This is a genomic window from Streptomyces sp. PA03-1a (assembly GCF_033792805.1).
GTDB lineage: Bacteria > Actinomycetota > Actinomycetes > Streptomycetales > Streptomycetaceae > Actinacidiphila.
In genome coordinates this window covers 1-18,375 of sequence record NZ_JARAVO010000197.1, presented here as the reverse complement: position 1 = coordinate 18,375, position 18,375 = coordinate 1, and the positions used below count along the sequence as shown (strand labels likewise).

The following is an 18,375-nucleotide window of genomic DNA, read 5'->3' as shown; positions in this document are numbered from 1 at the left end:
GCCCCCCCCAGGGCCACCGCCAGGCCCACCGAGCCGCCCCGGAAACCCTCACCGAGCAGCAGGACGCCGACGCACCCCGCGACCAGGGGGTTCGCCATTGCGACCGCAGCCAGCGCGACGCCCAGCCCACCCCGGTACGCCTCCTGCGACCACAGCATCCCCGCGATCGCCAGGACACCGGTGCAGCCGGCCGCCACCAGGAGCATCGGGTCGGCGAAGGCAGCTCCGAGCCCGCTCGCGGCCAGGTGCACCGCCAAACCCTGGGTCAGGCACGAGGCGATTCCGAACGCCGCGCCCGCCGCCGTCGCGAAGCGCAGCGCGCGCACCACGGAACGGTCGGCCCCCCACGGCACCCGGGTCAGGGCCAGAGACGCCGCCGCCGTGATCGCGGCCAGCAGGACCAACTCGGCACCACCCAGTACCCGTTCCGTACCGGGCGGCGCCGTGGACAGCACAAGGGCCACCAGCCCCAGGACGGTCAGCCCGGCCCCGCCCCACTCGCGGGGCCGCACGCGGCGCCGGCCGAGGGCCGCGTGCAGCGGCAGCGCCAGTACGAGGGTCAGCGCGCCCAGTGCCTGGACCACGGTCAGCGACCCGTACCGCAGGGCGACCGCGTGCAGCCCCGCCCCGGCGGCCTGGAGCACCAGCGCCAGCGTCCACAGGCCGCCCGTCGGCTTCCGCCCGGCAGCGGCCGTACGTTCCTGGGCGACCGCCGCCGTCGCGTAGCAGACCGCCGACAGCAGGGCCGCCGCCAGGGACAGCACGCCGGGGTTCATGCGAGCACCCTCCGAACGGGCATGGGGCTCCTCCTGGTGTGCGGGGGTGGTGGCGCGGGCCCCCAGCACATCGTGTGCGCCGCCGCCGGGGCATCAGGGTCCACCCCGAGCCGCCCCCGAACCCTTGTCGGGGGCGTCAGGCGCAGACCGTGCCCGCGGGCGGCAACTGGCCCCGCGTCAGGTAGCCGTCGACGGCGTCGTCGACGCAGCCGACCGACCTGAGGTAGGCGGTGTGGCCGTCGCCGTCGTAGGTGAGGAGCCGGCCCGAGGAGAGTAGGCGGGCCAGGGTCCGTGCTTCGGGGTAGGGGGTCGCCGGGTCGCGGGTGGTGCCGACGACCAGGATCGGTGCGGCGCCGGATGCGGTGAGGGCACCGGCCGGCTGGTCCGCGGGGACCGGCCAGTGGGCGCAGGTCGACAACTGGTCCGCGAAGTACGCGCCGAAGCGGGGCGAGGCGCGGACGAACGCGGGGAACGCCGCGCGTGCTTGCGCGGGCGTGGCCCGTGGTCCCAGGGTGCCGCTGAGGCAGCTGATCGCGACGTACGCGTCACCGCTGAAACCGGAGTCGCCGAAGGCCCCGCCGAGTTCCTGCACGGTGGTGGTGCCCCCGGAGCGCACCTCGCCGAGCGCGACGCGCAGCTTCTCCCACGCGGGCGCCATGAGCGCCGTGGTGACCGCGCTGATGAGGGCGTCGCCGTCGACCACGACGTCCTTGCCCTGCCGCAACGGGCTCCGGTCGAGGGTCTCGACCAGGGCGTCCAGGGTGCGGCCCGCCCCGTCGGCGGAGTGACCCACGGGGCAGGCCGGGCGGGCGGCGCAGTCGGCGGCGAAGGAGTCCCAGGCGATCTGGTAGCCCCGGGCCTGGCCCAGGAGGCTGTGGACGCCGTCGAGCGTGGGGTCGACGGCGCCGTCCAGCACCATGCGGCCCACGTGGGACGGGAAGAGGCCGGCGTAGCTCGCACCGAGGTAGGAGCCGTAGGAGAAGCCGAGGTAGTGCAGCCGCTCGTCGTCGAGCAGGGCGCGCACGAGTTCCATGTCCCGGGCCGAGTCGAGCGTGCCGACGTGCGGCAGCAGACGCCCCGCGCCGCGCTCGCACGCGGCGGCGGTGTCGCGTGCCGCCTCGTCGGCCGCGGCGAAGTCCGGCGCGTCGGCGCCGGGCAGGCCCCACACCCCCAGGCGGGTGCCGGCCGTGCCGGTACCGCAGTGCACCGGGGTGCTGTCGCCGACCCCGCGCGGGTCGACCGCGACCAGGTCGTAGGCGGCCCGTACGGCCGGTGAGAAGGTTCCGGCGTAGGACCAGAGCGAGGTGATCGCGGGTTCGCCGGGGCCGCCGGGATTGAACAGCAGCGACCCGATGCGCTGGGCGGCGGTCCCGGTGGACCGCTTGCGGGTGGCGGACAGACGGATGTCGCCCGCCGACGGACGCGTGTAGTCCAGCGGGGCCCGCAAGGTGGCGCACTCGAACGACGGCTCGTCCGCGCAGGGTTTCCAGTCGAGCTTCTGCCGGTAGTAGCCGGCCAGTGCGGGAGGAACGGTCGCCGCGGCGGCGCCCGGCGGCCCCGCGGGGCCTTGCCCCGCGCTCCGTCCCGGCGGACCGGCCGTGCAGGCGGTCACCAGGAGTGCGCAGGCCCAGAGCGCGACGAGCGCCGCGTGGTGGAGCCCGCGCCGGGGTCCGGGGGATATGGGGCCGGTCGTCCGGGCTGCCTTCATCGCCACGTCTCTCCTTCACCTTCCGGTGCGTGATCAGTGCACCACGCAGCGTGTCCGGGGGAGCGTTCGCGTACGCCGGTGGAGTGAACCGCGGCGGGCGGGCCCGGGCCGTGACGGGGGCGGGAACGTACGGCCGGCCGGCGGCGGACAGCAGCCCGCCCCGGGCCCGTGTGCGGGGCCCGGGGCGGAGTGCCGTGCTGTCGTGCGCGGGGGTTGCGGGGCGGTCAGGCCTCGCCGCCCTGCGTGCGACGCCGGCGCAGGAGGAACACGCCGCCCGCCGCCGCGGCGGCGAGGAGGGAGGCGCCGGTGAGGCTCTCGGCGGTGTTCATGCCGGTCGAACCGCCGAAGCCGGTGTCGGGCGCGCCGCCGTTGTTGTCGTTGTCGTTGTCATTGCCGTAGTCGTTGTCGTTGTCACGGTCGTTGTCACGGTCGTGGCCGTGGTGACGCTTCTTGTAGCACTTGCGGTCGTGGTCGCGGCCCCGGTCGCCGTAGCCGCCGCGGTCACCGTAGCCACCCCGGTCGCCGTAACCGCCGCGGCCGTTGTCGTCGCCGCCGCGGTCGTCACCCCGGCCGCCCCGGCCGTGCCCACCCCACGAGCACTTGTCGCGGTCGTGGCCGCGGCCGTAGTTGCCGTAGTCGTCCTCGTAGTCGTCCCCGTACTCGTCGTCGTTGCCGTTGCCGTTGCCGTTGTCGTAGTCGTTGTTGTTGTTATTGGTGTTGTTGTTCGTGTTCGTGTTGGTGCCGTTGTTGTCCGTGGTGGTTCCGCCGTCGCGGTCACCCTCCGTGCTGGTCGTAGCCGGAACGGTGAGGGTGCCGACGCTGCCCTGGTCGGACTTCGGGCCGATCATGCAGCTGACGGTGATGGTGTACGTGTTGGCCGGCGCGTCCTCGGGGATCGTGAACGTGCCGGTCAGGGGGCCGCCCGGGGTCGCCGCGCTGAGGGACAGGGCGTTGCGCAGCAGGCCGGACGGGAAGGCGTTGGCGTTCACCATCGCGCCGGGCGCCTGGCAAACCTCCGAACTGGCGGTGACGGTGACGGAGCGTCCGTTCTGGGCGACGTTGACGTCGACCACGGCGAAGGCCTGCGAGTTCGGAAGGATGACGGCCGCAGCGGTCATCGTCGCCATGGCCAGGATGCGAGCACCACGCATGGAGCTGAACCTCCTTGTGGACGGGGCAGGCGGGATGTGGCCCCCGGCACGACTGCCAGCGCGTCCTCGAGACCTATATGGCGATCATCCGCAGCCGCTCCGCACCCTGAGACCGGCGGAGGGGTAGGGCCGAATGGGGTGGGGCCGCGCCGCCGCCCGGGAAGTTTCTGCAGGTCAGGGGTGGTGTGGTGGCCCGAATAAGAAAAATGTGAAGAGATGTCCAACTGGGTGACGAAGTATCAGCTAATCTTGCGTCAGCAGGGCAGCGAAGCTTCGGGACATCCGAGGCTGCTCAAGCTGATGGTCCGTCAGCGTTCTTTGTCGTGCCCTGACATGGCTGTGGGGCGAGGCCCGATCGAGTTCGGACGGTGCGTCAGACCCCGTGTGCGGGCGTGGGATTGGGCCGCCCGTGATCAGAACCGGATGCGGGCCGCGACAGGCAGGTGGTCACTCCCGGTCGCGGGCAGGGTCCGTACGTCCGAGACCGTCGCGGACCGCGCCAGGACCTGGTCGATCCTGGCCAGCGGGAACCGCCTCGGCCAGCTGAACGCCAGCCCCGACTCCGGAGCGTCCAGCTGCGAGGTGAGCGGGGCGAGCCCGCGGTCCTCGACGGTGCCGTTGAGGTCGCCGAGCAGGACCACCCGGTCCAGCCGCTCGGCCGTGATCTCGGCGCCGAGGAGGGCCGCGCTCTCGTCCCGCCTGCCGGAGCCGAACCCGGACGGGCCGAGGCGGAGCGAGGGCAGGTGGGCCACGTACACGGCGACGTCCCCCCGCGGCATCCGGGCGGTCGCCCGCAGGCCCCGGTCCCAGTCCTCGCCGAGGTCCGCGGGCCGGATGTCGATCCTGCGCCCGTCCACCAGGGGGTACCGCGACCACAGCCCGACCGTGCCGAAGCGCACGTGATGGGGGTACGCCGCGTCCAGGACGGCGCCGAAGTCCGGCAGCAGGGACGGCGTCAGCTCCTGGAGGGCGATCAAGTCCGGTTCTGCCGAGATCAGTTGCTCGGCGGTACCCGCCGGATCCGCGTTCTCGTCACTGACGTTGTGCTGCACCGCGACGAGGTCGTACCCGGCCCCGCCGCGCGGGCCCAGTGGATCACCGAAGACCGCGAGCCAGGCCGCCAGCGGTACCAGGAGCGTGCACAGGGCGACTCCCGAGCGCAGCAACAGGGCCGCGCACAGCAGCAACGGGACGCCCAGCCCCAGCCACGGCAGGAACGTCTCCAGCAGGCTCCCCCACCGGCCGGGGCCGTTCGGCACCGAGGCGTGGCACACGAGCAGCAGCGCCAGCAGGAGGGGAAGCGCCACCAGGAGCCCGTCCCACCGCCGCGGGCCGCGCCATCCGCGGGCGTCCCCTGCCGCGTCCATCCGCCCGTGATCGGCCCGCCCGTGAACCGTCCGCCTCAGTGATCGCACGCAGCAACCACGCCGGGCCGCGTGATCCGGTTCCCGTGGTACCCCGTGACGGGCCGGCACGCCCCCGCTACGCCGTCTCCCTCTCGTCCTCCACGACCCGGAACTCCGCCGGCCCCAGCGTGAGCACGCCGTCGCTCAGCGGCGTGCACCGCACCCCGCCCTTGCCGCGCAGCGCGCGCTGGGCCCCCGGACCGATGACGGCGTCCATCCAGGCGCAGGGCCGGGCGGGGCGCCGCACCGCGAACAGGACGGGCCCCGCGCCGGTGTCCAGGGACACGGTCGTACCCACGTACGCGTCGATGTCGACGCCTCGGAGCAGCACGTTGCGGCGGGTGTGCCGCAGGTCGGTCTCCGGAGCGATGTCCAGCGGCAGGCTCTCCGCCGCCATGAGCGTGACGGCGGCGTTCCGATGGGCCGGCCGCGCGTAGTAGCGGTCGCCCACGAGCCCGAGCCCGCTCCGCACCTCGGCGCTCCGCACGAGCTCGCCGTCCGGCGCCGCCGACGGCCCCTCCGACGGCCGCCCCGTGTACCGGTGCGCGGGCGACACCAGCAATTGCACGACTTCGACCTGCTGAGACATGCGGCCAGCCTAATTCGCCGCCCGCCGTGCCCGGTGCGGGCGTCTCAGGGCTTTCCGAGGCGACGCCGGTCCCACTCCGTCCGGGACATCGCGATGGGGCGGGGGAGCGGCGCGCCGTCGACGTACAGGTCCACGTGCTCGTTGTAGAACGCGACCATCCCCGCGACGGGGGCGCACGCCGCCGTGGGGAAGTCGTACGCCCAGGCGATGTCCTTGTGGGTGGCGACGTCCCCGTCGAACGACCAGTAGCCGCTCGTCGTGCCCTTGTACGGGCAGTGCGTGACCGTGTCGGAGGGACGCAGCCGGGTCCAGTCGACGTGCACGCGCTCGACGTAGTAGCGGGTCGGCAGGCCGGTCTCGAACAGGGTCACCGCATGCGGCGCGTCGGCGAGGACGGTGCCGTCGACCTCCACACGCACGCTGCTGGAGGAGCGCAGGGCGTCCACGCGGGTGTAGGGGCTGCGCGGGTGGACGAAGACCTGCTCGTCCTCCTCGTACCAGGCGTCGAGTGCCTCCCAGCGGAAGCGCGCGGTCCCCAGCAGCCGGTCCGGTGAGCCCTCGTCCCAGACCCAGGCCGCGCCCTCGCGGACCTCGGAGCCGACGCGCAGCGAGTGGCGGCGTGCCGGGCCGGGGCCCAGCCGGCCGGCCCGGCCGTCGTCGGTGAGCACCCCCTCGGTCAGGTCCTCGACCGGGATGCTGTACTGCGGATAGCCGGGCCACTCCCACACGTACACGGCACGCCGGGTGTCGAGGACGGTACGGCCCCCGACCAGTGCCCGGATGCGACGTGGGACGGGTTCGACGTGGCCGACCGGGACGATCAGACCCGGATGGTTCACGTTCTCGTCCGCCATCGGTGATCACCTCGGTCCGTTCACGGATTCCGTACGCCCAGCTTCTCCGGCGGCCGCGTGATCGGCCACCCCGGCGGTGCCCGGGGCACGCCGCCGTCTCAGCCGAACACCACCGACCACGGCCGCGGCGGCCCGTCCGGCGCCGCAGCCGGGCCTGCGCTGCGCTCCTCGGCCACCGCACCGTGCCGCGCCAGCACGCGCGCGGCGAGCGCCGCGAAGCGCGGGGCCGCGGGGTGCGCGGAGGGGCCCGCGGGCCAGGCGCCGCCGATCCGGCGGGCGAGGGGGCGTCCGGACAGCGGCCGCCAGGCCACGCGTGGCTCCCTGCGGGCGGCGGCGCCCTGGTCGAAGGCGATGCCGCCACCCGCCGCGACGAGGGCGAGCAGGAACTCCGGGCTCGAGGCGTGCCGGACGCCACCGGGGACGAAGCCCGCCGCGCGGCAGCCCTCCAGCAGCCGGTCGTACCAGCCGGGAGCCTCCCCGCGCGGGAACACCACGAGGTCCTGGCCGGACAGATCGGCGAGGGACACCTGCGGACCGCGGGCCACCGGCGAGGCACGGGGTAGGACGACTCCCAGGTCGAAGGCGACCTCCGGGCCGAGCCGCAGTCCGGCCGCCTCCACCGGGCGGTGGACGAGGCCGACGTCGAGGCCGCCCGCACCGAGGAGCCGCAGCTGCTCCGCGGTGGTCGCCTCCCGCAGATCGACCGCCAGACCCGGGGCGTGTTCCGTGCACGCGGCGAGCAGCGCGGAGGCCACCGCCGCCGTGGTGCCGGTGGGCACGGCCGCCCGCAGGGTGCCCAGGCCCCCGTCGGCGGCACGCCGCGCCAGGGCCCGCAGGCGGTCCTCACGGGCCAGGAGTTCCCTCGCCTCCTCCAGCAGCAGCGTCCCCGCCGAGGTCAGCGCGGTACGGCGTCGCGACCGGTCGAACAGCTCCGCGCCGAGTTCCCGCTCCAGCGCGCGCACCGCCTGGCTGACCGGCGGCTGTGCCGTGCCCAGCCGGTCGGCGGCGCGGCCGAAGTGCAGTTCCTCCGCGACGGCGACGAAGATACGCAGGTGGCGCAAGAGATCCACGATCAAGGACCCTACGCGAGGAGGCTGTTGATGGTCGAGGAGGACATCCGGGAGGTGTTCGCGGCGGCGGGCGCCGAAGGGGTGCTGCACGCCGTACCGGTCGGTGCGGGGGCCGGCGACACGGCCGAGGTCGCCGTCGGCGCGGACGAGCCCGTCGTCCTCGCGTCGGTCGTGAAGATCCTCGTGGTGCTGGAGTTCGCCCGCCAGGTGGCCGCCGGCCAGCTCGACCCCCGTGAGCGCGTAAGGGTCACCGCGGCCGACCGGCTCGGCGGCTGGGGCACGGCGGGATGCGCCGACGACGTCGAGCTCTCGCTCCGCGATCTCGCCCACTTCGCGATGTCGGTCAGCGACAACACCGCGGCGGACCTGCTGCTGGCCCGGATCGGACTGGACACCGTACGGCTCCTCACCGAGGAGCTCGGACTCACCGGCATCCGGCTCGTGGGCGGTCCCCGGGACGTGCTGGAGTCGATGCTCGCCGACGTCGGGGCAGGCACCGAGGCGGAGTTCGCGGCCCGTTGGCCCGCCCTGCCGGAGGACCGGAAGCGACGGCTGGCGGTCCTGGACCCCACGCGGACCAACGCCGGCACGCCCCGGGAGATCACCCGGCTGCTCGGGCTCGTCTGGCGGGACGAGGCCGGCCCGCCGCAGGCCTGCGCCTGGGTCCGGGAGCTGATGGGCCGGCAGGTCTTCCGGCACCGGATGGTCTCCGGCTTCCCCGGCGAGGTGACGGTGGCCGCCAAGACCGGCACGCTGCCCGGTCTGCACCTGGAGGCGGGGGTCGTCGGCCACCCGGACGGCGGGCGCTACGCGGTCGCCGTCTTCGCCCGCACCCGCGAACTGACCGCGGTGCGCCCCGCGGTGGACTCCGCGATCGGCGTCGCCGCCCGGATCGCGGTGGACTTCCTGCGGGCCGAACGCCGTTGACCTGCGCTCATAGCGGATCGCGTATCAGGCGTGCGGAATTCCGGTCTTGGACGCGGGCGACTCGGCCTTGATCTCCTGAGGCCATGAGCGACGACAGGGACGTACGAGACGTGAAGAGGTTCGGACGGCGCACGATGCTGCGGGGCGCCGCACTGTCCGCGGCCACCCCGCTGCTGCCGGGCACGGTGCCCACGGCGGCAGCGGCGGCACCCGCGGCCCGGCGCGGGGCCCCGGACGCCGGTGCGGCGACCTTCCGCTGGCTGGGCACCGCGGGCTGGCGCATCGACGTCTCCGGCCGGACCGTGCTCTTCGACCCTTACGTCACCCGGTTCCCCACGGGACTCTTCACCGGCGCCTTCGACCCCGCCACCCGGCTGCGGACCGACGAGACCGCGGTCCGGAAGCGCGTCGGCCACCCCGAACTCGTCCTCGTCAGCCACTCGCACTGGGACCACATCGCCGACGTGCCGTACATCGCCGCCTCCACCGGCGCCCGGGTCGTCGGCACGGAGACCACGTACCACCTGCTGGTCGCGCTCGGCGTCGACCCGGCGCGGATCTCGGTGGTGAAGGGCGGGGAAGTGCTGGACTTTGACGGCATCGTGGTGGAGGTCGTCGCGAGCCTGCACAGCCGCAACAAGGGGTACTCCTACTTCGCCCCCGGCAGGCACGCCGCACCGCCCCAGGCCCGTCCGGATACCATCGCCGACCTCCCCGAGGGCGACACCCTCGCCTTCCAGGTCACGGCAGGTGCCGAGGGGCCCTCGGCGTTCCTGATGGGCGCCAGTGACTTCAGCGAGCGCGCGGCCCGGGGACTGCGCCCGGACCTGGCCATGGTCGCCGTACCGACCAGTGCCTCGACGCACCGGTACGTCCCCCGGTTGCTGCGGGCGCTCGGCGACCCCGGTGTCGTCGTGCCCGTGCACTGGGACGACTTCGAGCGGCCGCTGGACCTGGAGCCGAGGCGCGACCCGTCGGCGGACGTCGAGGCCTTCACCGCGCAGGTCCGCCGCGAGTCGCCCGCGTCGCGCGTCGTCGTCCCCGACTACCGCACCCTCTACGGCGCGGACATGCGGCCGGTCCCCTGACGGCCGGTTCCCGGACCGCGCGGGGCCGGTCAGGCCCCCACGGTGCCGTCGACACCCTCGCGGAGGAAGTCCGCGTGCCCGTTGTGACGGCCGTACTCCAGGAGCACGTGCACCATGACCATCCGCAGGGAGACGTCCTCGCCCCAGCGCGGCTGGTGCCCGGTCAGGTCCAGTGACCCGGCCGCCTCCTCGATCCGCCGGGAGTTCTCCACCTCGGCCTCCCAGGCCGTGAAGGCCTCGGCGCGGGTGGACGCGCCCGCGTCGTAGGCCGCCTGGAAGTCGATCCTGTCGGACCAGACCATGGGCGTGTCGTTGTCCTCGAACACCCGGCGGAACCAGGCGCGTTCCACCTCCGCCATGTGCCGGACGAGCCCGAGCAGCGAGAGCGTGGACGGAGGCATCGACTGCTGCCGCAGCTCCTCGTCCGTCAGCCCCCGGCACTTCATGGCCAGCGTGGCCCGGTGGTAGTCGAGGAACGCCCGGAGCGTCTCGCGCTCCCCGCCGAGCAGCGGCGGGCCCACGCGGTCGTCGTCGGTCACTGGATGCTCACTTCCTGCGGAGCGGTACGATTGAAGAGTTCTTCAATTCGCGAATCCTTACAGAAGGTACGGGTGGTCCGGGTGCAGGTTCCGCTCTACCAGGCCAAGGCGGAGTTCTTCCGCATGCTCGGGCACCCCGTGCGCATCCGTGTCCTGGAACTCCTGCAGGACGGGCCCAAGCCGGTGCGGGACCTCCTCAACGCCATGGAGATCGAGCCCTCCAGCCTCTCCCAGCAGCTTGCCGTACTGCGCCGCTCCGGCATCGTGACCGCCACGCGCACCGGCTCCACCGTGGTGTACGAGCTGGCGGGCGGCGACGTGGCGGAACTGCTCCGGGCGGCCCGCAGGATCCTCACGGAGCTGCTGACCGGGCAGCAGGACCTGCTGGCCGAGCTGAAGCAGACCGAGGAAGGCTCCGCCGTCCGTACCCCCGGCCCGCCCGGGACGACCGGTGACGCCGCGTGAGCGCCGGGACCGGCTCCGGTAGGGACACGGGCGGCGAGAAGTACAAGCAGCGGGCGGTACTGCTGCGCGTCCTCGTCTACGTCTTCGTCACCCACTTCATCGCCGGCTTCATCACCCTGCTGTTCTACCTGGGGAAGCACGCTCCCAAGTGAGGGGCCCACGGGTTCACGCCGTGCGCAGCGGCAGGGTGACCCATATGCCCTTGCCACCGGTGCCGGGGTCGGGGAGCACCGTGGCCGTGCCCCCGCATTCGGCGGTGACCTCGGTGACCATGGCCAGTCCGCCGCCGGTCGCGGCGGCCCGGAGCAGGTCCGGCCGGTGGGGATGCAGGTCGTACACGGCGAGGGCGAGCACCCCGCCGCCCGTCGCGTAGACGACGTCCAGGCTGGGGGAGACCCCGGCGGCGTGCCGGACGCTGTTCGCGACCAGCTCGCCGAGGATCAGCAGGGCCCGGCCCAGCACGGTGTCGCCCGGGCCGACGCCCCAGGAGGTGTAGACGTACTCGCCCGTCCTGCGGGCCACGGTGACGGACAGGGGCGCCGTCGGGAGGGTCAGCACGTGGCGGCGCTGCAGCATGGCGCGAGCGGTCACCGGGTGCCGGGCCGGCCGTCGTCACCGGTACGGGCACCCGCGCCCCCGGGGCCGCCGAGCCGGTGCCCCTGGAGCGTGAGGGGGTGGATCCGCAGCAGCGTGTCGTGCGGACCGTGGACCCAGTCGGTGAGCGCGCGCCGGTGGTGGGCGGCCTCGTGGGCGTCGGCGAGGTCCTGGGCGGGTCCGGTGGCCGTGACCGACCAGCCGGTGCCCGAGGTCCGGTGGAACCGGTCGCAGTGGTAGGTCACGTCGCCGCCCCGCGTGACCGTGGTGAGCGGGACGGGTGCGCGGGCGACGAGCGCGCCGTACTCCAGGACGTGGACGGCGGGGCGGACGACCACCGTGCCGCGCAGCGGGTACACCAGGCGGCCGTTGCCGGCGCCTTCCAGCAGCCACAGCGCCTCCGCCCCGGTCAGGTCTGTCATGCGGTACGCGGGGCTCATCCGGCGGCCTCCCCCCGCAGCACACCGGCCCGGTGCAACCGGGCGCGTGCCGCGCGGACGGCCTCCGGGGCCGTGGCGTGCACCAGGTCCGCGTCCCGCAGCGCGTCCAGCACGCCCAGCGCGTCCAGCGCGTGCCGCTGCCCGGGCCGGAGACCGGACGCCAGCACCGTGATGCCGCGGCGGTTCAGCCGGTCGATGGCGTCCTTGAGGACCAGGGCGCCGGTGGCGTCGATGTGGGTGACGCGGGAGAGCCGCAGGATGACCACCGACACGTCGGCGACCTCGGTGAGTTCGAGGAGGGAACGGTGGGCTGCGGCGAAGAACAGGGGCCCGTCGATGCGGAAGGCCACGATGTGCTCGGCGAGCAGGGCGTGTTCCCCGGCGCCGTGCCCCTCCGGCGGACCCTCGTGCAGCGGCACCCGATCCAGCCGGACCTGCCGCGCCACGGCGCGCAGCGCCAGGGCCCCGGCCACCACCAGCCCGATGACGACCGCGTACGTCAGGTCCAGGGCCAGCGTCGCGGCCGCGGTCAGCAGCAGGACCGCGCCGTCGGCGCGGGTCGCCCGGGCCGTCGCCCGCAGCGATCCGACCTCGACCATCCGGATCGCGGTGGCGAGCAGCACCCCTGCGAGCGCCGCGAGCGGGATGCTCCCCACCAGCGGAGCGGCGACGAAGACGATCACCGCCAGGACGGCGGCGTGGGTGAGCGCGGCCAACCGCGAGCCCGCTCCGGTACGGACGTTGACGGCGGTGCGGGCGATCGCCGCCGTGGCCGGCACCCCGCCGAACAGCGGGACGACCAGGTTCGCCAGGCCCTGGCCGAACAATTCCCGGTCCGGGTCGTGGCGCTGTCCGCGCGTCATGCCGTCCGCGACGGTCGCCGACAGCAGCGACTCCAGGGCGGCCAGGGCCGCGACCGCCAGGGCGGGCGCCAGCAGCGAGGGGAGCGCGGCCGGGTCGAGGAACCCCAGGGAAGGCGCGGGCAGTCCGGACGGCAGGTGCCCGATGCGCGCCACGGGAAGGTCCGTGGCCTCGGCGGCGATCGTGACCACGACGACGGCCGGCAACGAGAACGGCACGCGCGGGCGCCACCGGGCACCCGCCAAGATGGCGCCGGCCACCGCCGCCGAGAGTGCGAGGGGCGCCCAGTGGGGGTGGGCCAGGAACGCGCGTACGGCCCGCAGGGCCACGGCCGCGGCCTTCTCGCCGTCCGGCGTGGGCACCCCGAGGGCCGCGGGCACCTGCTGCAGCCCGATCACACATGCGATCCCGAGGGTGAAGCCCTCCACCACGGGCGCCGGTACGTAGCGCATGTACCGGCCGGCGCGCAGCAGGGCCAGCCCGATGAGCAGCGCACCGGCCATCAGACCCACGGTCAGGACTCCGCCGGGCCCGTACCGGGCGACGATGGGGACCAGCACCACGGTCATCGCCCCGGTCGGCCCGGAGACCTGCACGTCCGATCCACCGAACAGGGCCGCCACCGCCCCCGCCACCACGGCCGTGGCCAGTCCGGCCTCCGCCCCGAGCCCTGAGGAGACTCCGAACGCCAGCGCGAGCGGCAGGGCCACCACCGCCACGGTCAATCCGGCGAGCAGGTCGCGACGGGGCTGCCGCCGCATCGCCGTCAGATCGCCCCGCGCGGGCAGCAACGCGCGTACGGGGCCCCACATCCGCCCTGCCAGCCAAGTCACCGTGCGAAGACACCGGCCCCGTCGTCCCTCGCCCCGGCCGGTTGCCGGGGACGGCCCCGCTGCCGTGCCCCGCGCTTCCCTTGACGGCACAGCGGGATCATCATGTAGTGAATTGAAGATTTTTGCAATTTGTGGATCCGATGGATTGGGCCCTCCGGCGGCGGACGGGCGGCGGCGTAAAGGGACCGTTAGGTCAAGAATCCGTGTCATCGACGCCATGGCGCGTCCCAGGAGCTTCGACGAGCGGCAGGTGCTGCGGACTGCCCGAGAGGTGTTCTGGGCCCGTGGCTACGCCGCGACGTCCCTGGAGGACCTGACGGGCGCCACGGGGCTGGGCAAGGGCAGTCTGTACGGGGCGTTCCGCGACAAGCGGCAGCTCTTCCTGCGGGTCCTGGACGACCACCGCGCCGAGCAGCTCGACGGGGTCCGGGAAGCGCTGGGCGGCCCCGGCGGGGCGGTCGCGCGGCTGACCCGTCTGCTCGAAGTGCGGCGGCGGGCTACGGGGCCGACCCGCACCGGCGCGGATGCTTCCTGGTCAACAGCACCTTCGAACTGCACGGCCAGGATCCGGACGTGGTCGAACGTTCCCGGACGACCTACCGGGAGGTCGAGGACCTCCTCGCCGCGTGCGTGAAGGAGGCGCAGCGCGAGGGAGACCTGGATCCGGGGGCCGACCCGCAGGAGCGCGGCCGGCTGCTGCCGGCCGGGCTGCAGGGGATGGAGTTCCTCGCCAAGACCCGCATGGACGCTTCGGGGCTGCTGCAGAGCGGCCGGGCGGCGCTGGCCCGCCTCCCGCGCCCCTGACCGGCGCGGTATCATAACGGTCGTTACAGATCGCCGGGCAGGAGGCCACCATGGCGGGAGGACGACCGAGGGCCTTCGACGTCGACGAGGTGCTGGACCGGGCGCTCGAGGTGTTCTGGCGCCAGGGCTACGAGGGCACCGGGATCTCGGACCTGACCCGGGCCATGGGCATCAACCCGCCGAGCCTGTACGGCGCCTTCGGCAACAAGGAGGAGCTGTTCAAGCGGGTCCTCGACCACTACGCCGACGGCCCTGCCCGCTACATCCGCGAGGCGTTCGCCGAACCCGGAGCGCGCCGCGTCGTCGAGCGGCTGCTGCACGGCGCCGCGGACGCCACGACCCGGCCCGACTGCCCTCCTGGCTGCCTCACCGTGCAGGGAGGCCTCGCCGCGTCGCCCGGGTCGGAGAGCGTGCGCGCCGAGCTCACCGCGCGCCGGGCGTCCGGCGAGGCGGCGCTCCGGCTGCGCTTGGAGAAGGCGCGGGCGGACGGGGAACTGCCCGCCGACGCCGATCCGGCCGATCTCGCCCGCTACTTCATCGCGGTGTACCAGGGCGTCGCCGTGCAGGCCGCGGGCGGCGCGACCCGTGAGGAGCTGCACCGGGTCGTCGATCTCGCGTTGGGCGCCTGGCCCGCGGAGCCGGCGGCCGGCTGACCATCGCCGAAGGGCAGGTCCCCGGGCGTGACCGCCAACGGCGGGCTGACCAGGCCCGTGGTCATCGGCGCTGTCCGGGCGACCTGCGGGGGCCCGGACAGCGTCGAGTCCCGACGTGCGGTCGAGGACGGCAGGCTCCTCCGGCTGCACCCCTGCCCGCCGAACGCCGGCTGTCCCGTCGGCCACGGCATCGGTCCCGCCCTGCGGCCCGTGCACGGCGGACTCCACCAGGGCGTCGTGCACGAACCCGCGTCCACCACCATCGCCGACCTCCCGCCACACGCTCGGCCGGCGGCGCCGACCAGCCCCCTGGTTCAGCGGGCGAGGGCGGCGAGTTCCCGCCACTGCGCCAGCGGGAGTGCGGAGTCCGCGGTGATGACGTGGAGGCACACGTGATCGGCGCCGGCTTGGTGGTGGGCGCGGACGCGGGCGCCGATGGCCTCGGTGTCGCCCCAGGCCACGACGGCGTCGATGAGCCGGTCGCTACCACCTCCGGCCAGGTCGTCCTCGGTGAAGCCCTGGCGGAGCAGGCTGCGGGCGTAGTGGTCCATCGCGAGGAACGTCCCGAGGAAGTCCCGGGCGGCGGCACGGGCCCTGGCAGGGTCGCGCTCCGGCACGACCGCCTGATAGGGCGCCAGGAGGGGGCCGGGTCCGAGCAGTTCCCTGGCCGCCGCCGAGTGCTCGGGGGTGACCATGAACGGGTGCACACCCGCGGTGCGTCGTCCTGCGAGCCGGACCATCTTCGGGCCCAGAGCGGCCATGACGCGGTCCCCGGCCGGTACGGGGGCCGGGGCTCCGTCGAGCTCGTCCAGGTAGGCGTCCATGTCCGACAGGGGCCGGTAGGGGCGCCCCGCGCCGCGTGCGGCTGCCGCGTCGCTGACGCCGAGGCCGAGGAGGAGCCGGCGGTCGTACCGCTGCTGCAGCCGCGCGTGTCCTGCCGCCATCTCCGCCGCCCGGTGGCGCCAGATGCTGAGCACTCCGACCGCGACGCGCGCGGTGCGGGTCGCGCGGAGCAGCCGTTCGGAGTCGCCGAGGATGTCGCCGCCGCCGAGTCCGGGGATCCACAAGGCACCCCAGCCCATCGTGTCGAGTTCGGCTGCGGCGTCCTCGATCGCTCCCGGATCGGCCGTGCGCAGCTCGATGCTCCAGATCCCTGTTCGTCCCATGTCCATCGCGTGTGTCCCGTCCGTGCTGGTGGTTCCGGTGCGTACGGCTGTCACCGAGGCCTCCCCGCCGTGGACGGGGAGGCCTCGGCGGGGGTCAGACCTGGTTGGTGCCGCCGTCGACGAAGAGTTCGATGCCGGTGATGAAGGTGCTCTCGTCGGAGGCGAGGAAGACGGCCGCGGCGGCGACCTCCTCGGGCCGGCCCATCCGGCCGAGCGGGATCTGGCCTTCGAGGTAGCCCTTGAGCTGCGCCCTCTGCTCCGCGTCCGCGGCGAGGCCGTCGATGCCGGGTGTGTCGATCGTGCCGGGGCTGATGGAGTTGACCCGGATCGAGCGGCCCCTGAGCTCGTTGGCCCAGGTCCTGGCGAAGGAGCGCACCGCCGCCTTGGACGCCCCGTAGACGCCGAAGGCCTCGTTGCCGACCGAGCCCGCGGTGGAGCCGGTCAGGATGACCGAGGCGCCGTCGTTGAGCAGCGGCAACGCCTTCTGCACGGTGAAGAGCAGGCCCTTGACGTTGGTCGCGAAGATCTCGTCGAAGTGCTGCTCGGTGACCTGCTCCAGGGTGGAGAAGCTGCCGCCGCCCGCGTTGGCGAAGATCACGTCGATGCGCCGCCCCTGTTGGGCGACGGCGGCGTAGAGCCGGTCGAGACCGGCCAGGTCGGAGACGTCGCTGTGGACACCGGTGGCACGGGGGCCGATCTCCGCCACGGCGGCGTCGAGCGCGTCCTTGCGGCGGCCGGTGACGAACACGTGCGCGCCCTCGGCGGCGAACCGCCGCGCGGTGGCCAGGCCGATGCCGCTGGTGCCGCCCGTGACGATGGCGGTCCTGCCGTCAAGCTGTCCCATGGTGTTGCTCCGATCGCGATGAGTGATCGCCACAGCCTCCGGTGTAACAAGATCTGTTACGTACTGCCGCAGGGGATGCCCTCCCGGTATTCGCTGCGCCCGCGTTCGGGGTGCCGCGAGGAGGGGTGGCGGTTGGCGAGTTATGTAGTGGTCGATACGAAACTAGGTCGACCTGCGGGGAGTGTCAAGCGCCCCCTTCTGGCGATTTGGACCGCACAGCGGGGCAGAGGACGAGCGGGCTCACACCTGTTGCTGGCCGCCGTCGACGAAGAGCTCCACCCCGGTGACGAAGGTGCTCTCGTCGGAGGCCAGGAAGGCGACCACGTCGGCGACCTCCTCGGGCCGTCCCATGCGGCCGAGCGGCACCGTGCCGACCAGGGTGTCCAGCAGGCGGCGGTTCTGCTCGGGGTCGGGGGCCAGGCTGTTGACCCCCGGGGTCTCGACCGGTCCCGGGCTCAGGGTGTTCACCCGGATGGCGCGGCCCTTGAGCTCGTTGGCCCAGGTCCTGGCGAAGGAGCGCACGGCGGCCTTGGAGGCGCTGTAGACGGTGAACCCCTCCGCCCCACCGCTGCCCGCCGTCGAGCCGGTGAGGATGACCGAGGCGCCGTCGTTGAGGAGCGGCAGCGCCTTCTGGACGGTGAAGAGCACGCCCTTCACGTTCGCCCCGAAGGTGTCGTCGAAGTCCTGCTCCGTCACGTCCTCCAGGCGGGCCAGCCTGCCGCCGCCCGCGTTGGCGAAGAGGACGTCGATGCGCCGCCCCGCGGCCTCGACCTGGGCGAACAGCCGGTCCAGGTCGGCGGGGACGGCGACGTCACCGCGCACACCGGTGGCCCTTCCCGGGCCGATCGCGGCGACCGCGACGCGCAGCTCCGGCTCCCGGCGGCCGGTGAGGAAGACGTGCGCGCCCTCCGCGGCAAGGCGCTCGGCTGCGGCCAGCCCGATGCCGCTGGTCCCACCGGTGACCACCGCGGTCTTCCCGTCGAAACGCCCCATCGCCGGCCTCCAGCGTCGCTCGTGAGCAGTATCCGGCGGCCCGGCCGCCGTCGCACGGCGGGTGCGGGCGCCCGGGTGCCGGCGCCCGGGGGAGTCCGCGGGGCGTACGCGACGAGCGTGTCAGGGCCGTACGAAGCGGCCGTTCCTCCGGAACCGGGACCACACCGGGCACTTCGGCGCCCTCTGCCCGCCCTCCCGCTTCGCATCTGTGCAACTGCGCGTACTCCCCCCGGTTTTCGTCTTGTCACCCGGGTGTGATCACCACGAGGGTGCAGGGCGAGCCGCGGGCGCGAAGGTGCGCCGTGCATCCGATGTCCCACTACCGAGCCCGGGTCACTCCGGGCTGCCGGAGGCATTCGTCCATGTCAACACGCATACGGCCCAGACCGGTTCACCGATCCGGCCGCACCGGCCTGTCCGTCCTGCTCGCCGCCGCCGTCGCCCTGGGCGTCACCGGCCTGACCGGCCCCGCCCACGCCGCCGACCCCACCACCGGCACCGGGGCGGTGCCCGCGCCGCAGCCTGCCACCGACACCCCCGCCCTCGTCGACGGCCTCACCGACGCGGCCGACGCCTCCGTGCCCGCCGCCACCGCCGCCCGCGCCCACCTGGCC

General features: G+C 74.0%; 21 protein-coding genes and 1 pseudogene. 8 read left to right on the top strand and 14 right to left on the bottom strand.

The features are described 5' to 3' along the window. From PV341_RS33640 to PV341_RS33610, 7 genes are all read right to left on the bottom strand, one after another. The coding region (locus tag PV341_RS33640) for a DMT family transporter (protein ID WP_500359817.1) at positions 1-776 on the bottom strand (776 nt) is incomplete at its 3' end. Positions 777-912: 136 nt separating this feature from the next. Further along, a complete protein-coding gene (locus tag PV341_RS33635) occupies positions 913-2,484 on the bottom strand; it encodes an alpha/beta hydrolase (protein ID WP_500329557.1) in 1,572 nt (523 codons plus the stop codon). A gap of 224 nt (positions 2,485-2,708) precedes the next feature. Then, positions 2,709-3,635, bottom strand: coding sequence for a hypothetical protein (locus tag PV341_RS33630; RefSeq protein ID WP_500359816.1), 927 nt, complete (start codon positions 3,633-3,635; stop codon positions 2,709-2,711). 413 nt (positions 3,636-4,048) lie between these two features. Continuing rightward, entirely contained in the window at positions 4,049-5,002 is a 954-nt protein-coding gene (locus PV341_RS33625) for an endonuclease/exonuclease/phosphatase family protein (RefSeq protein WP_500329553.1), read from the bottom strand. Between the two features lie 115 nt (positions 5,003-5,117). After that, a complete protein-coding gene (locus tag PV341_RS33620) occupies positions 5,118-5,630 on the bottom strand; it encodes a molybdenum cofactor biosysynthesis protein (RefSeq protein WP_500329551.1) in 513 nt (170 codons plus the stop codon). A 44-nt stretch (positions 5,631-5,674) separates the two neighbouring features. Beyond that, positions 5,675-6,484, bottom strand: a complete 810-nt coding sequence (locus PV341_RS33615) for a DUF427 domain-containing protein (RefSeq protein ID WP_500329550.1) — start codon at positions 6,482-6,484, stop codon at positions 5,675-5,677. A 98-nt stretch (positions 6,485-6,582) separates the two neighbouring features. After that, on the bottom strand, positions 6,583-7,554 hold the full coding sequence (locus tag PV341_RS33610) for a LysR family transcriptional regulator (protein ID WP_500359815.1): 972 nt from the start codon (positions 7,552-7,554) through the stop codon (positions 6,583-6,585). A 30-nt stretch (positions 7,555-7,584) separates the two neighbouring features. Here PV341_RS33610 and PV341_RS33605 point away from each other — a divergent pair, with 30 nt between their 5' ends. Next, positions 7,585-8,481: a serine hydrolase gene (locus tag PV341_RS33605; protein ID WP_500359814.1), complete on the top strand. Its 897-nt coding sequence runs from the start codon at positions 7,585-7,587 to the stop codon at positions 8,479-8,481. Between the two features lie 83 nt (positions 8,482-8,564). Beyond that, entirely contained in the window at positions 8,565-9,569 is a 1,005-nt protein-coding gene (locus tag PV341_RS33600; RefSeq protein ID WP_500359813.1) for an MBL fold metallo-hydrolase, read from the top strand. Positions 9,570-9,598: 29 nt separating this feature from the next. On the opposite strand, the gene PV341_RS33595 is transcribed toward PV341_RS33600, so the two are convergent. Next, a complete protein-coding gene (locus PV341_RS33595) occupies positions 9,599-10,108 on the bottom strand; it encodes a DinB family protein (RefSeq protein WP_500359812.1) in 510 nt (169 codons plus the stop codon). Positions 10,109-10,189: 81 nt separating this feature from the next. Here PV341_RS33595 and PV341_RS33590 point away from each other — a divergent pair, with 81 nt between their 5' ends. Together PV341_RS33590 and PV341_RS33585 are read left to right on the top strand one after the other, a co-directional pair. Then, the gene (locus PV341_RS33590) at positions 10,190-10,573 is read left to right on the top strand and encodes an ArsR/SmtB family transcription factor (protein WP_500329407.1); all 384 of its coding nucleotides are present in this window, start codon (positions 10,190-10,192) and stop codon (positions 10,571-10,573) included. Continuing rightward, the gene (locus tag PV341_RS33585) at positions 10,570-10,725 is read left to right on the top strand and encodes a DUF6126 family protein (RefSeq protein WP_499509460.1); all 156 of its coding nucleotides are present in this window, start codon (positions 10,570-10,572) and stop codon (positions 10,723-10,725) included. Before PV341_RS33590 ends, PV341_RS33585 begins: the two co-directional genes overlap by 4 nt. A 13-nt stretch (positions 10,726-10,738) precedes the next feature. Here the strand turns inward: PV341_RS33585 and PV341_RS33580 are convergent, their stop codons facing one another. Genes PV341_RS33580 through PV341_RS33570 form a run of 3 tightly spaced genes read right to left on the bottom strand, consistent with a single transcriptional unit; the run spans position 10,739 to position 13,280 of the window. Next, positions 10,739-11,149, bottom strand: coding sequence for an ATP-binding protein (locus PV341_RS33580; RefSeq protein ID WP_500359811.1), 411 nt, complete (start codon positions 11,147-11,149; stop codon positions 10,739-10,741). An 11-nt stretch (positions 11,150-11,160) separates the two neighbouring features. Further along, entirely contained in the window at positions 11,161-11,607 is a 447-nt protein-coding gene (locus PV341_RS33575; protein ID WP_500359810.1) for a pyridoxamine 5'-phosphate oxidase family protein, read from the bottom strand. Continuing rightward, on the bottom strand, positions 11,604-13,280 hold the full coding sequence (locus tag PV341_RS33570) for a SulP family inorganic anion transporter (RefSeq protein WP_500329408.1): 1,677 nt from the start codon (positions 13,278-13,280) through the stop codon (positions 11,604-11,606). The genes PV341_RS33575 and PV341_RS33570 overlap by 4 nt, the downstream gene beginning before the upstream one ends. A gap of 238 nt (positions 13,281-13,518) precedes the next feature. Between PV341_RS33570 and PV341_RS33565 the strand changes: the two genes are divergently transcribed. The 3 genes from PV341_RS33565 to PV341_RS33555 are packed head-to-tail and all read left to right on the top strand — an operon-like array spanning position 13,519 to position 14,758. Further along, on the top strand, positions 13,519-13,935 hold the full coding sequence (locus PV341_RS33565) for a TetR/AcrR family transcriptional regulator (RefSeq protein ID WP_500359808.1): 417 nt from the start codon (positions 13,519-13,521) through the stop codon (positions 13,933-13,935). Continuing rightward, complete coding sequence (locus tag PV341_RS33560) at positions 13,833-14,105, top strand: TetR family transcriptional regulator C-terminal domain-containing protein (protein WP_500359819.1); 273 nt, start codon at positions 13,833-13,835, stop codon at positions 14,103-14,105. Before PV341_RS33565 ends, PV341_RS33560 begins: the two co-directional genes overlap by 103 nt. Positions 14,106-14,155: 50 nt before the next feature. Next, positions 14,156-14,758 carry a TetR/AcrR family transcriptional regulator gene (locus PV341_RS33555; RefSeq protein WP_500329325.1) on the top strand — a complete coding sequence of 201 codons (603 nt, stop codon included), beginning with the start codon at positions 14,156-14,158 and terminating at the stop codon, positions 14,756-14,758. Between the two features lie 314 nt (positions 14,759-15,072). Here the strand turns inward: PV341_RS33555 and PV341_RS33550 are convergent, their stop codons facing one another. From PV341_RS33550 to PV341_RS33540, 3 genes are all read right to left on the bottom strand, one after another. Then, entirely contained in the window at positions 15,073-15,930 is an 858-nt protein-coding gene (locus tag PV341_RS33550) for a TIGR03620 family F420-dependent LLM class oxidoreductase (protein ID WP_500359818.1), read from the bottom strand. 88 nt (positions 15,931-16,018) lie between these two features. Continuing rightward, a complete protein-coding gene (locus tag PV341_RS33545; protein ID WP_500329326.1) occupies positions 16,019-16,768 on the bottom strand; it encodes a glucose 1-dehydrogenase in 750 nt (249 codons plus the stop codon). 240 nt (positions 16,769-17,008) lie between these two features. After that, positions 17,009-17,761 carry an SDR family NAD(P)-dependent oxidoreductase gene (locus PV341_RS33540; protein ID WP_500329327.1) on the bottom strand — a complete coding sequence of 251 codons (753 nt, stop codon included), beginning with the start codon at positions 17,759-17,761 and terminating at the stop codon, positions 17,009-17,011. Positions 17,762-18,123: 362 nt separating this feature from the next. Here PV341_RS33540 and PV341_RS33535 point away from each other — a divergent pair. Then, positions 18,124-18,375, top strand: a pseudogene (locus tag PV341_RS33535) (hypothetical protein); the annotation flags it as partial.